General features: G+C 71.7%; 17 protein-coding genes. 10 read left to right on the forward strand and 7 right to left on the reverse strand.

Annotated elements, in window-relative coordinates; genetic code table 11:
• Window positions 1-35 precede the first annotated feature (35 nt).
• Both ACFVVO_RS12605 and ACFVVO_RS12610 read right to left on the reverse strand, forming a co-directional pair.
• A complete protein-coding gene (locus ACFVVO_RS12605; protein WP_390054210.1) occupies window positions 36-1,061 on the reverse strand; it encodes a LacI family DNA-binding transcriptional regulator in 1,026 nt (341 codons plus the stop codon).
• A 97-nt stretch (window positions 1,062-1,158) separates the two neighbouring features.
• Window positions 1,159-1,938 (reverse strand): winged-helix domain-containing protein, encoded by a 780-nt coding sequence (locus tag ACFVVO_RS12610; protein ID WP_390054211.1) that lies wholly within the window; start codon window positions 1,936-1,938, stop codon window positions 1,159-1,161.
• 171 nt (window positions 1,939-2,109) lie between these two features.
• On the opposite strand from ACFVVO_RS12610, the gene ACFVVO_RS12615 reads away from it, so the two are divergent.
• The 3 genes from ACFVVO_RS12615 to ACFVVO_RS12625 are packed head-to-tail and all read left to right on the forward strand — an operon-like array spanning window position 2,110 to window position 4,464.
• A complete protein-coding gene (locus ACFVVO_RS12615) occupies window positions 2,110-2,961 on the forward strand; it encodes an alpha/beta hydrolase (protein ID WP_390054213.1) in 852 nt (283 codons plus the stop codon).
• A 47-nt stretch (window positions 2,962-3,008) separates the two neighbouring features.
• Entirely contained in the window at window positions 3,009-3,263 is a 255-nt protein-coding gene (locus ACFVVO_RS12620; RefSeq protein ID WP_390054214.1) for a MoaD/ThiS family protein, read from the forward strand.
• Between the two features lie 4 nt (window positions 3,264-3,267).
• Window positions 3,268-4,464: a hypothetical protein gene (locus tag ACFVVO_RS12625; RefSeq protein ID WP_390054216.1), complete on the forward strand. Its 1,197-nt coding sequence runs from the start codon at window positions 3,268-3,270 to the stop codon at window positions 4,462-4,464.
• Between the two features lie 115 nt (window positions 4,465-4,579).
• Here the strand turns inward: ACFVVO_RS12625 and ACFVVO_RS12630 are convergent, their stop codons facing one another.
• The 4 genes from ACFVVO_RS12630 to ACFVVO_RS12645 all read right to left on the reverse strand — a co-directional run bounded on the left by ACFVVO_RS12630 (window position 4,580) and on the right by ACFVVO_RS12645 (window position 6,922).
• Window positions 4,580-4,867, reverse strand: coding sequence for a DUF1416 domain-containing protein (locus ACFVVO_RS12630; protein WP_004986406.1), 288 nt, complete (start codon window positions 4,865-4,867; stop codon window positions 4,580-4,582).
• Between the two features lie 54 nt (window positions 4,868-4,921).
• A complete protein-coding gene (locus tag ACFVVO_RS12635) occupies window positions 4,922-5,767 on the reverse strand; it encodes a sulfurtransferase (protein ID WP_390054218.1) in 846 nt (281 codons plus the stop codon).
• Window positions 5,768-5,903: 136 nt separating this feature from the next.
• A complete protein-coding gene (locus ACFVVO_RS12640) occupies window positions 5,904-5,984 on the reverse strand; it encodes an Ms5788A family Cys-rich leader peptide (protein WP_351055874.1) in 81 nt (26 codons plus the stop codon).
• Window positions 5,985-6,184: 200 nt separating this feature from the next.
• Window positions 6,185-6,922, reverse strand: a complete 738-nt coding sequence (locus tag ACFVVO_RS12645) for a DUF2993 domain-containing protein (RefSeq protein ID WP_390054220.1) — start codon at window positions 6,920-6,922, stop codon at window positions 6,185-6,187.
• A 127-nt stretch (window positions 6,923-7,049) separates the two neighbouring features.
• Between ACFVVO_RS12645 and ACFVVO_RS12650 the strand changes: the two genes are divergently transcribed.
• Both ACFVVO_RS12650 and ACFVVO_RS12655 read left to right on the forward strand, forming a co-directional pair.
• Window positions 7,050-7,310: a DUF3099 domain-containing protein gene (locus ACFVVO_RS12650; protein WP_390054222.1), complete on the forward strand. Its 261-nt coding sequence runs from the start codon at window positions 7,050-7,052 to the stop codon at window positions 7,308-7,310.
• A 12-nt stretch (window positions 7,311-7,322) separates the two neighbouring features.
• Entirely contained in the window at window positions 7,323-7,703 is a 381-nt protein-coding gene (locus ACFVVO_RS12655; RefSeq protein WP_390054223.1) for a VOC family protein, read from the forward strand.
• A 19-nt stretch (window positions 7,704-7,722) separates the two neighbouring features.
• On the opposite strand, the gene ACFVVO_RS12660 is transcribed toward ACFVVO_RS12655, so the two are convergent.
• Complete coding sequence (locus tag ACFVVO_RS12660) at window positions 7,723-8,085, reverse strand: DsrE family protein (protein ID WP_390054225.1); 363 nt, start codon at window positions 8,083-8,085, stop codon at window positions 7,723-7,725.
• A 175-nt stretch (window positions 8,086-8,260) separates the two neighbouring features.
• Between ACFVVO_RS12660 and ACFVVO_RS12665 the strand changes: the two genes are divergently transcribed.
• The 5 genes from ACFVVO_RS12665 to ACFVVO_RS12685 all read left to right on the forward strand — a co-directional run bounded on the left by ACFVVO_RS12665 (window position 8,261) and on the right by ACFVVO_RS12685 (window position 12,196).
• Entirely contained in the window at window positions 8,261-9,016 is a 756-nt protein-coding gene (locus ACFVVO_RS12665; protein WP_390054227.1) for a hypothetical protein, read from the forward strand.
• A complete protein-coding gene (locus tag ACFVVO_RS12670) occupies window positions 9,013-9,957 on the forward strand; it encodes a hypothetical protein (protein WP_390054229.1) in 945 nt (314 codons plus the stop codon). Before ACFVVO_RS12665 ends, ACFVVO_RS12670 begins: the two co-directional genes overlap by 4 nt.
• Window positions 9,954-10,802 carry a hypothetical protein gene (locus tag ACFVVO_RS12675; protein ID WP_390054230.1) on the forward strand — a complete coding sequence of 283 codons (849 nt, stop codon included), beginning with the start codon at window positions 9,954-9,956 and terminating at the stop codon, window positions 10,800-10,802. Before ACFVVO_RS12670 ends, ACFVVO_RS12675 begins: the two co-directional genes overlap by 4 nt.
• Window positions 10,803-11,035: 233 nt before the next feature.
• Window positions 11,036-11,611: an FABP family protein gene (locus tag ACFVVO_RS12680; protein WP_390054232.1), complete on the forward strand. Its 576-nt coding sequence runs from the start codon at window positions 11,036-11,038 to the stop codon at window positions 11,609-11,611.
• A 147-nt stretch (window positions 11,612-11,758) separates the two neighbouring features.
• Window positions 11,759-12,196 (forward strand): Fur family transcriptional regulator, encoded by a 438-nt coding sequence (locus tag ACFVVO_RS12685; protein ID WP_390054233.1) that lies wholly within the window; start codon window positions 11,759-11,761, stop codon window positions 12,194-12,196.
• Window positions 12,197-12,201: the final 5 nt, after the last annotated feature.

The following is a 12,201-nucleotide window of genomic DNA, read 5'->3' on the forward strand; positions in this document are numbered from 1 at the left end:
GCTCTCACCCGCCCCTCATGAACGCGCCGGAGCCCTCAGTTCGAGCAGCCGCAGGACGCGCGCACCACGAGTCGCGACGGGAACGTCTTCAGCCGCTCGCGCCGGGATCCGGCCACCCGCAGTCCGTCGTCCAGGACCAGGTCCACCGCCGACCGGGCCATCGCCGGGCGGTCCGAGGCGACCGTGGTCAGCGGCGGGTCGGCGAGCGCCGCCTCCTTGATGTCGTCGAACCCGGCCACCGCCAGCTCGCCGGGCACGTCGATGCGCAGTTCGCGCGCGGCCCGCAGCAGGCCGATCGCCTGGTCGTCGGTGGAGCAGAAGAAGGCGGGCGGGCGGTCCGGGCCGGAGAGCACGTCGAGGGCCACCCGGTAGGCGTCGTAGCGGTTGTACGGGGCCTCGTATAGGCGGCCCTCGGTGGGGATGCCCGCCTCGGCCATCGCCCGCTTCCAGCCCTCGACGTGGTCGGAGACCGGGTCGCCGACGGCCGGTGTCTGTGCCGTACCGCCCATACAGGCCACGTACTCGTAGCCGTGCTCCAGCAGGTGCCGCACGGCGAGCTGGGCGCCGCCCCGGTCGTCGGTGACGACGGCGACGTCGTCGATCGCCTCCGGGCGCTCGTGCAGCAGCACCACCCGGGCGTCCCAGGCGTCGATCTCGGCGGCGGCCAGGTCGTTCAGGGCGTGCGAGACCAGGATGAGGCCGGAGACCCGCATGCCGAGGAACGCCCGCAGATAGTGGACCTCGCGCTCGGCGATGTAGTCGGTGTTGCCGACGAGGACCATCTTCCCGCGCTCTGAGGCGGCCTGCTCGACCGCGTGCGCCATCTCCCCGAAGAAGGGCTGGCGGGCGTCCGGGATGATCAGGCCTATCAGGTCCGTCCGGCGCGAGGCCATGGCCTGGGCGACCCGGTCGGGCCGGTACCCCAGCTCCTTGATCGCCGCGAGGACACGCTCGCGCGTGGCCGGGGCGACCGGCCGGGGTCCGTTGTTGATGACGTAACTGACGACGGCGGTGGAGGTCCCAGCCAGCCGTGCCACGTCATCGCGAGTCACCTTCGCCACGCGCGGAGTCTACGCGGATTGACCCGCTCTGGGCAGGGCGTATCACATCCCGGCCATGCGCCGGTGGCGCCCTGCCCGGGCCCCGGCCGTGCCCGCGCTACGCCTCCGCGTGGATCTCGGGGGCGTCGAGCGCGGCCGAGGTGTCCGTATCGTCCGCCTTCGCCCGGTCGGTCTTGGCCTTGCTCTCGTCGGCCGAGCGGTCGCCCTTCTCGGGGGTGACGAAGCGGTAGCCGACGTTGCGGACGGTCCCGATCAGCGACTCGTGCTCCGGGCCGAGCTTGGCGCGCAGCCGCCGTACGTGCACGTCGACGGTGCGGGTGCCGCCGAAGTAGTCGTAGCCCCACACCTCCTGCAGCAGCTGGGCGCGGGTGAAGACCCGGCCGGGGTGCTGCGCGAGGTACTTGAGCAGCTCGAACTCCTTGAAGGTCAGGTCCAGGACCCGGCCCTTGAGCTTGGCGGAGTAGGTCGCCTCGTCCACGGAGAGGTCGCCGTTGCGGATCTCCATCGGGGAGTCGTCGTTGACGATCTGCTGCCGGCCCATGGCGAGCCGGAGACGGGCCTCGACCTCGGCCGGGCCGGCGGTGTCCAGCAGTACGTCGTCGATGCCCCAGTCGGCGGTGACGGCCGCGAGGCCGCCCTCGGTGACGACCAGGAGCAGGGGGCAGCCGGGACCGGTGGAGCGCAGGAGCTGGCACAGGCTGCGCACCTGCGGCAGGTCGCGGCGCCCGTCGATGAGGATGACGTCGGCGCCCGGGGTGTCGACGAGGGCGGGGCCCTCGGCCGGAGCCACCCGCACGTTGTGCAGCAGCAGGCCCAGCGCGGGGAGCACCTCCGTCGACGGCTGGAGGGCGTTGGTCAGGAGCAGCAGAGAACTCATACGTCTGGTTCCTCCTCGGTCCCTGCGAGGACATGTGCGGTACGGAACTGCTCTGCGATCCCGAAGGCCCCGTACACCCGCGGTCTCCCGCTTCGTATACAACGCTCCCGAAAGCACAAAAGGACCCGGGGGCTGCGCTGCCCGAGTCCTCTGCCAAGCAGAATAGCCCACATGAGCAACCGTCCGTCAGGTCATGCGGCGCGTTCCACCGTTCGTCCGAATCGCGAGACGGCCGGACGGACCCCTATCCGGACGTTCCTGCGCACATCCGACGGAATCGCGGTCGACTCCGTATACGATCCGGGCCCGGTCGTATACGAAGCGTCTCCGTACACCGCCACGCCGCCCTCCGGCACCCCGGTGTTCGTGATCGCCCACGGCTTCACCGGGGACGTGGGCCGCCCGCACGTGCGCAGGGCGGCGGCCGTGCTCGCCCGGTACGGCGCCGTCGTCACCTTCTCCTTCCGCGGCCACGGCGCCTCGGGCGGCCGGTCCACGGTCGGCGACAAGGAGGTGCTGGACCTGGCCGCCGCGGTGGAGTGGGCGCGCGGCTTCGGGCATACGCGCGTGGTGACCGTCGGCTTCTCCATGGGCGGCTCGGTGGTCCTCCGGCACGCGGCCCTGCGGTCCGGCACGGTCGACGCGGTGGTCGCGGTCAGCGCGCCCGCCCGCTGGTACTACCGGGGCACGGCCCCCATGCGCCGCCTGCACTGGCTGGTCACCCGCCCCGCGGGCCGCCTGGTCGGCCGCTACGGGCTGCGCACCCGTATCCATCACCGGCAGTGGGACCCGGTGCCGCTGTCCCCGGTGCAGGCGGTGCCCGGGATCGCACCGACCCCGCTGCTGATCGTGCACGGCGACCGCGACGGCTACTTCCCCCTCGACCACCCCCGGATGCTGGCCGAGGCGGCCGGTGAGCACGGCGAGCTCTGGGTGGAGCCGGGCATGGGCCACGCGGAGAACGCGGCCGGTGACGCCCTGCTGGGCCGGATCGGGGAATGGGCCCTCCGCCGGGCGGGCTAGCCTGACACCACACTTTCCCTGTTTTCCGCCGTCGATAGAGGAACCAGATGCCCAAGGTCACGGTCCGCTACTGGGCCGCCGCCAAGGCCGCGGCCGGGGTCGGCGAGGAGCCGTACGACGCGGCCACGCTCGCCGAGGCGCTCGCCGCGGTGCGTGCGCGACACCCCGGTGAACTCACCCGCGTACTGCTGCGTTGTTCCTTCCTCGTCGACGGTGACCCCGTCGGGACCCGCGCGCATGAGACGGTACGGCTGGCCGAGGGCGGCACGGTCGAGGTGCTCCCGCCGTTCGCAGGAGGATGAGGCGATGAGCGACCAGCCGTATCAGGGCGGGCCGTACGAGGGGTACGACCCGTACCAGCAGCAGCCGTACCAGCAGCATCAGCAGCAGCCGCAGGAGCAGCAGCAGGCGCACCAGGGGCAGCAGGCGTGGTCCGGTTACGACGAGCACGCGCAGCCCGGCTACGACCCCCAGCTCACCCAGCAGTGGCAGGGGCAGACGTGGGAGACGCAGACCCACGCACCGGTCCAGCCGGCCGACGGGGCGTACCCGCTGCCGCCGGAGCAGCAGGCGGACCAGCAGCCGCGGCACGCGGCCCAGCACCACCCGCAGGCCGCCGAGCCGTACGCGCCGCAGGCCCAGCCGGAGACGCACGCGCGGTCGCACACGGCACCGGCGGCGGAGGCCGCCGCGGGCACCGGAGCGGACCTCGGGTACGGCCCCGCCACCCTCGCCGGCAACAGCCGCGTCACCGACGCCCAGCGGGCCCGCCTCGAAGGCCGATCCCCGATCATCGAGCCCGGCATGCAGCCGGCGCTGCTCACCGCCCTGCTGGGCCTGCTGCTGGCCGTGACGGCGCCCGTCGCCTCGTACGCCCTCGTCGTACCGCTGGTGCTGCTCCAGGCCGTGACGGCCGCGGGCTGGTTCCGGCTGAACGGCATGTGGCCCGCCCGGCAGGGCATCGCGCTGGCCTTCGCGGGAGCGCTCACCGCGGACGTGGCGGTGCTGGCCGCGGGCCGCGACCACGCGCCCGCCGCGATCCTCGGCCCGCTCGGCGTCTGGGTCCTGCTGTCCCTCGTCCTCCAGCTCCGCTCGCACGCCTCGCCCGACGAGCGGATGCACGGCCTGATGGCGACGGTCGCCTCGACGGCCCTGTCGGTGCTGGCCACCGGCTACCTGGGCGCCGACCCGCACGCGGTGTCGGTGGGCGCGGCGGCGGTCGCGGTGGCCGTCGTGGCCCGCGCCCTGCCGCTGCCGACCCCGGCCTCGGTCGTGGTCGCCGTGCTGGCGGCGGCCGGGGCGGGCATCGCGGTGGGCGGCATGACCGGGTTCGGCGCGAAGGGCTCCGCCCTGGGCGCGGCGGCCGGTGTCTGCGCGCTGATCGGCCACCGTGTCGCCGGCTACGACTACCCGTCCCGCTTCGTGCACTTCACGGCGGGCGTGGCGCTGCCCCTGTCGGCGGCGGCGCCGGTGGTGTGGGTACTGGGGCGGGCGCTCGGCTAGCCGGCCGCCCCCTCCCGCGTCGCCCCGGCCACGCGGACATGCCGAAGGGCCGCATCCCCCTGGCGTCCAACCCAGGGATGCGGCCCTTCGCCGTCACCGAGCCCGCTCAGCCCGCTCAGACCGCGATGGCGACCTCGGCCAGCCCGCCCTGCTGGGCGACGACCGTGCGGTCCGCCGTGCCACCGGGCACCAGCGCGCGGACGGTCCAGGTGCCCTCCGCCGCGTAGAAGCGGAACTGGCCCGTGGCGGAGGTGGGCACCTCCGCGGTGAACTCGCCGGTCGAGTCCAGCAGCCGGACGTAACCCGTCACCGGCTCGCCGTCGCGGGTCACCTGACCCTGGATCGTGGTCTCACCGGGCTTGATCGTCGAGGCGTCCGGGCCGCCGGCCTTCGCTCCACACATGTGTCTCTCCAGAGGGGTCTGACCAGAAGGTCGGTCGGGAAGGGTTGGTTGCGGTTACTTGCCGGAGCCGAGCTCGATCGGCACGCCGACCAGGGAGCCGTACTCGGTCCAGGAGCCGTCGTAGTTCTTGACGTTCTGCACACCGAGCAGCTCGTGCAGCACGAACCAGGTCAGGGCCGAGCGCTCACCGATGCGGCAGTAGGCGATGGTGTCCTTGGCGAGGTCCACGTCCTCCGCGGCGTAGAGGTCACGCAGCTCGTCGTCCGACTTGAAGGTGCCGTCGTCGTTGGCGTTCTTCGACCACGGGATGTTCGCGGCGGTCGGGACGTGGCCCGGGCGCTGGGACTGCTCCTGCGGCAGGTGGGCCGGGGCGAGCAGCTTGCCGGAGAACTCGTCGGGGGAGCGGACGTCGACCAGGTTCTGCGCGCCGATCGAGGCCACGACGTCGTCGCGGAAGGCGCGGATCGAGGCGTCCTGTGGCTTGGCCTTGTACTCGGTGGCGGCACGCTCGGGCACGTCGTCGCCGGCCACCAGCTCGCGGGCGTCCAGCTCCCACTTCTTGCGGCCGCCGTCGAGGAGCTTGACGCTCTCGTGGCCGTACAGCTTGAAGTACCAGTAGGCGTAGGACGCGAACCAGTTGTTGTTGCCGCCGTAGAGGATCACGAGCGTGTCGTTGGCGATGCCCTTCTTCGACAGGAGCTTCTCGAAGCCCTCCTGGTCGACGAAGTCACGACGGACCGGGTCCTGCAGGTCCTTGGTCCAGTCGATGCGGATCGCGTTCTTGATGTGGTTCTTCTCGTAGGCGGACGTGTCCTCGTCCACCTCGACGATGGCGACGTTCGGGTCGTCCAGGTGCTCCTGGACCCAGTCCGCGTCTACGAGGACGTCGCTGCGGCTCATGCTCTTTCTCCTCCGGGGCAGTTACGGCGGGGCGTGCGAGTGCGTGGGTGCGGGCGCTCGGCTGCGAGCGGCGCACGGGTGCCCTTCGAAACAGGGCGGTGGGGAACGCGGAGGGCCGGGGGCGGCCGCTACCGCTTCAGAAAGGGCGACAGAGCATGGCGGCAACGCGGCACAGGTCCACTGCCCGCCGCTTCGTGAGATCCGCCTGTCGCCTCATGGGTTCGATCGTAGGGATGTCTGGGCGGACGTGTCACCGTGGTGTCGCATTCTGAGACGCGATCGTCCGCATGATGGGAACGAAAGAGCGCCCGGGCCGTCGTCGTACGGTCCCCGGGCGCTCGTCCACGTCCTCGCATCTGCGGTACGGACACGGGTGTCTCGACTGTCGGACACCCGCCATCACCGCCGGCTGTCGTACTACCCCGCCAGCTTGACGTCCGAACCCTTCACGCTGATCTCCACGCCGTTCTCCGCGGCCTGCACCTTGTCCAGCTCGATGCCGCCCGGCAGCTGGTCGATGGCCTGCTGGAAGTCCGTGATCTCGCGGACCCGGTTCTCGGCGAGGGCCGCGCCGGCGATCCGGGGGAGGTTGTCGGCGTGCACCCGCACCTTGTCGTTCTGAACCGCGACCGTGCTCAGGACCGGCACCGTCTTCTTGATGTTCAGCGCCTGCACCTCCACCTCCACCGCGACCTTGATCTTGCCGTTGCCGCCGTCGGACAGGCCGACGACGCGGGCCTCGACGCCCGGGGCGACCGCGGTCGGCTCGGACTTCGCCGTCTTCAGCAACTCGGCGTAGGAGATGGTCGCGGTGCCGGTGGCGGTGGCCGCGGTGGCCGAGCTGTAGTCGCCGGAGAACTCGACGCCCTTCATGTCGGCCGTCAGGTCGTCGATGCGGATCGTCCCGCCGCCGGTGCCGGTGGCCGCCCGGTAGTCCTTGATGCCGACCTCGACGTCGTCCAGGGAGCCGCCCGCGACCTGGGTCAGGAACGGGAAGCCCTTGATGTTCACGTCGGGCGTCGAGGCCAGGTTCTCCGTCGTCCTCAGCTTGTCCGCGGCCTCGCCCTCGGCGAAGTGCACGGCGACCCGGTCCACGATCACGAAGAGCCCGCCCAGGATCACGACGAGGATCAGGATTATTCGCAGGGCGCGCATGGTGTGGTTCCCCCGGGTCGGCGGTGGTCTGGATACGCCACGGTAACCGTGCGGGGCGCGGCATGCGGAAGTTTGTCGATCAGTTGTGACAGCGGCGGGACCGGACCCCGCGACCTACCCTTGAACCATGCTCGCCCGTCGACGGCACGTCTACTTCGCCATGATGGGGACCTGCATCGGTCTCTTCGTCCTGGCGTGGGGAGTGGTGCGGCTGTGGTCGATCCCGGCGGCCGTGGGCATGTGCGTGGTGGCCATGGTCATTCCGCCGGTCGCCGCGATGATCGCGAACCGGCGGGGTCCGGACGATCGCTGGTGGGACGACCCGTCCGGCGACCCGAAGTCCGACGAGTGGTGGGACGAGCTGGACGGCAAGAGACGCCGGCAGTAGGAGGGGCCCCGCATGCCATCCGCACGGCTGTCCACGGTGGTGCTCGACGCGCGGGACGCGCACGCGCTGGCCGGCTTCTACCTGCGCCTGCTCGGCTACGTCATACGCGCCGAGGAACCCGACTGGGTGCTCATCGGGCCGCCGGGCGGCGGCACCGCGCTGTCGTTCCAGACGGAGCCCGGCTACGTCGCGCCCGTCTGGCCCGGCCGCGGCCCCGGCGACCAGCAGATGATGCTGCACCTCGACATCGAGGTCGACGACCTGGAGAGCGAGACCGCACGCGCACTCGCCGGAGGCGCGACGCTCGCCGCGCACCAGCCGCAGTCCGACGTCCGGGTGCTGCTGGATCCCGCGGGGCACCCCTTCTGCCTGTGGACCCAGCAGGGGAGTTGAACCGGCCGGAACGGCGGTCTCAGTAGACGAGCGCCTGGGTCCCGTCGGCCAGCGCCTCCTGCACGAAGACCTGCGCGCCCGCGATCCGTACGCCCTCGATGACGTCCTTCTCGGTGATCTCGCGCCGGGCCGCGCACTGGGTGCACAGGGTGACGCCGCCCGCGGCGAGGACCGAGTCGATCAGGTCCGGCAGCGGCGCCGCGTGCGGCAGTTCGAACTCGGCGGCCCGCCCCGGCAGCGCGAACCAGGACGACTCCCCGGTCAGCCACAGTGAGACCTCGACCCCGCTGGCGACGGCGACCGCCGCCACCGTGAACGCCTGCGAGCACCGCTCCGGGGCGTCGGCCCCGGCAGTCACCTTGATCACGAGCTTCTTCGCCATGACCGAATCGTAATCAACGCCCCCGCAACTCCCGGACCTGACCATGAGTCTGCTGTGAGGCGTGGATTCGGAATTCACGCTTCCCGTTCTGTGGGGGGACGTCTTGGAAGAGCCAGAAGAACCGGAAGAGAGACCCGACGCGTCGGATGTTCCGGGTGTGGCGAATGATCCGGTTGTGCGGGACGACAGCGGCGCGGCGGACACCTCCGGCGCACCCGCCGCGCCCCGGCCCCGCCGGCGCGGCCGCACGGCCCGGCTGGTCGGTGCCGGTGCCCTGCTGGGCCTGGTGACCGGCGTCTGCGCCGGGTACCTCGTCCAGGCCGACCGCGAGCCCACGAAGCTGCCCCCGCTCTCGCAGCCGGTGATCGAGCAGGCCAAGGGCGGGGCCGAGCCGCTGTCCGCCGCCCAGGACCGCAAGGTCAAGACGGACGGCGACCTGCGCAAGCTGCTGCTGGACAAGCCGCGCGGCGCGCGTACGGCGTCCTGGGTGCCCCAGGACGGCTGGCTGGAACTGGGCGATTACGCCGACTACTTCGACCACCCCGGGGAGAAGTTCAGCTCGCTGGCGACGGACCAGTTCCGCCGGGCGGCCGTCACCGGCTGGAAGGCCGGTGCCTCGTCCATCGTCGACATCCGGCTGATCCAGTACCGGCAGGAGGACTCCATGGCGGCGGCCGACGCCACCCACAACGTGGAGGAGGCCGTGGAGTCCGCCCCCGGGACCGACAGCTGGAGCATCCCCGGGACCGGGGACGGCATGGCCTACGTCCACCAGCGGCCGGTCGCCGACTTCGGCGTGGGTCCGCTGTACGGGGCCGAGGCGTACGCCTGGCGCGGTGACATAGCGATGGAGATCTGGATCTACAGCAGCGGGCCGATCGCCAAGAAGGAGATCAGGGACCTGGCCCGGCGGCAGATGGAGCGGCTGTGACCGAGAAGCAGAACGAGCCCGTCGAGCCCACCGCGCCCGCCGGGCAGGCCCGTTCGGAGTCCGTCGAGCCCACCGCGCCCGTCGAGCAGGCCCGCCCGGAGTCCGTCGAGCCGGCCGAGCAGCCCCTCCCCGAAACCGTCCGGCCCGCCGAGCAGCCCCTCCCCGGAGCCGCCGAGGGCGGCGGTGAGCCCGGGCCCCGCCGCCGGAGCCGCGTCCCCGTGGTCGCCGGGTCCGTGCTGCTGGCCGGAGCCCTCGTCGCCGGGGTGGGCTGCACCGCCGTCACCGTGCGCGCGGCCGACCGCGACGCGGGCGCGCCCGTCTGGAAGTTCCCCAGTGTCGCGGCCGGCAAGCACAAGGAGACGCCCCGGCACGGGCTCGCGGGGATGCTCGTGCCGTACGGGACCGGCACCTGGGTCCGCGGTCCCGACATCGGGGAGTTCGGCACCGACGCCGAACTGAACGGCGCCCAGGCCACGACCCTGCGCAAGCAGTCGGTGAGCGGCCTGCCCCGGTCCACGCGCAAGCAACTGGAGCTGCAGATCGACCGCCAGCACATCACCGGCATGGCCATGCGCAGCTACTTCAGCTCGCAGTCCCAGCCCTACCTGTGGAACGAGGAGGTCTACGCGGTGAGCATCACGCTGTCCCGGATGGGGGACAAGTCCGCGGCCCGCCGGATCTCCACGTCCACCAGCAAGCTCATCCAGGAGCTCGGCGCCCTGCGGACGGGCCCGGCCGTCAAGGGTCACGAGGACGCCAAGTGCTTCCGCTCGCCCAAGGGCTCCGACGAGGACGTGAACGAGATGTTCTGCTCGGCCTACGTCGGCGACGTCCTGGTCACCACCACCGCGTCCGGCGCGAAAACCCTCGACGGCACCGGCGTCGCGAAGCTCCTGGGTACCCAGCTCGACCGCATCGCAGAGCCGGGAGCGGCCGTATGAGCGAACAGCAGGTGACGCAGCCGCCCGTCGAGCAGCCCGCCGTACCGCCCGCGCCCGAGCTTCCGCCGCCCGCACCCGGCAAGGACCGCCGCGTCCTGCGGGCCGTGCTGCGCTGGACCGCGGCCGTCGTGGCGTTCGCGGCGGTCGGGGCGGGCACGGCGTACGGGATCACCCGGATGGAGCGGACGGACGTACCCGGACTCGCCACCGGGTCGGACGGCCGCTGGGACTACCCGGAGCTGACCAGGCCCCCGCTGCCCGCCGGCAGCCCCGCGCCCTTCGCCGAGTCGAACCGGGCCGGCTCGCACTACGCCGACCTGCGCGCCCTGCTGCTCCCCGCGCCGAAGGGCGCTACGGAGGACAAGGCGCTGCGCGGCCGGGACGGCTGGCTGGCCACCGGCGCCTACCTGGCGGAGTACCCGCAAAAAGAGGAACGGGACGAGTTGCGGCAGAAGCTCGTCGACACCGGTCTGCGGCACATCGCGGCCCGCGGCTGGACCATGCCGGACGGCACCCGGACCCGGGTCTACCTGCTGCAGTTCGGCACGGCGAACGTCGTGGAGAACGAGTTCGCCAGCGACAACGTCGCGTACAGCGTCCCCGGCCGCCAGGTGCGCGGCGTCGGCGAGGCCGTCTACGACGAGCGCTTCCCCGACGCGGCCGCGGTGTCCGGGACCGAGCGCACCGCGTACGTCGAGACCAGGCCCTACGGCGCCGAACAGGTCCGTCAGGCCTACGTCGCCGCGGGGGACGTCTACGCCGTGATCCTTCAGTCCCGGAAGGGCTCCGCCCCCGCGATCCCCTTCCAGCAGACGGTGGTGCTGCAGAGCCAGCTACTCGGCTGACCCCCTGAAGGACTCCGAGGAACCACCTCGGAAGGAGGGCCGGGCCCCGGCCGCGTAAGCTGGGCCCCGGCTCTGTCGTACGCCCACCCTCGCTCAAGGAGCACCCGTGGAGATCTTCTTCGAATTCCTGCTGGTCCTGGTCTGCGTCGGCGTTCTCGCCTTCGCCGGTCTGACCGTGAAGAAGCTGTACCAGGGCCAGCGCTGACCACCACCACCCAGGAACACTGCCGATCATGATCGAGATCCCGTCCGACCTGCACAAGGACCTCGTCCCGCTCGCCTTCCTGCTCGGCAACTGGGCCGGCGCGGGCGTGCACGACTTCCCCGGCTCGGAGAAGTGCAACTTCGGTCAGGAGGTCACCTTCGGCCACGACGGCCGGGACTTCCTGGAGTACCACTCCCGTACCTGGGTGCTGGACAACGACGGCAACAAGGTCCGCCCGCTGGAGTCGGAGTCCGGCTTCTGGCGGATCGACGCCGAGCGCCGCGTCGAGGTGACGATGACCCGCGACGACGGCGTCATCGAGATCTGGTACGGCAGGATGGCCGACAAGAAGCCGCAGATCGACCTCGCCTCCGACACCGTCGCCCGCACCCCCGACGCCCCGCCCTACAGCGGCGGCACGCGGCTGTACGGCTACGTCAAGAGCGACCTGATGTGGGTCGGCGAGAAGCAGACCCCCGAGGTCGAGCTGCGCCCCTACATGTCGGCCCACCTGAAGAAGGTCGTCACCCCGGGGGACGTCGAGCGCTGGGCCAAGGCCCTGCCCGACGACATGCCGGACGACGGCATCGCGTTCTTCAAGTAGGCCCCGCCTTCCGGTCGGCCCGTTCTCCGGTCGGCTCGTCTTTCCACCGGCCCGTCCGTCGGCAGGTCCGCCTCGCGGCGGGCCCGTCCGGCAGGCGGGCCTGCCGGCGAGTGTGCCCCGCCGGCCGGTGGCCCTAGACTTTCCGGTGTGGTGAGCACCGACTGGAAGAGCGACCTCAGGCAGCGCGGCTACCGGCTCACGCCGCAGCGGCAACTCGTGCTCGAAGCCGTGGACGCCCTGGAGCACGCGACCCCCGACGCCATCCTCGGCGAGGTGCGCAGGACCGCCTCGGGGGTCAACATCTCCACCGTCTACCGCACGCTGGAGCTGCTCGAGGAACTCGGCCTGGTCAGCCACGCCCATCTCGGTCACGGTGCGCCCACCTACCACCTCGCCGACCGCCACCACCATCTGCACCTGGTGTGCCGCGACTGCGAGAACGTCATCGAGGCGGACGTGGACGTGGCCGCGGACTTCACGGCCAAGCTGCGTGAGCAGTTCGGTTTCGCCACCGACATGAAGCACTTCGCGATCTTCGGCCGCTGCAAGGACTGTGCCCTGAAGAGTTCAACTACCACGACGTAGGCTTG

The organism is Streptomyces sp. NPDC058145, assembly GCF_042884245.1.
GTDB lineage: Bacteria > Actinomycetota > Actinomycetes > Streptomycetales > Streptomycetaceae > Streptomyces.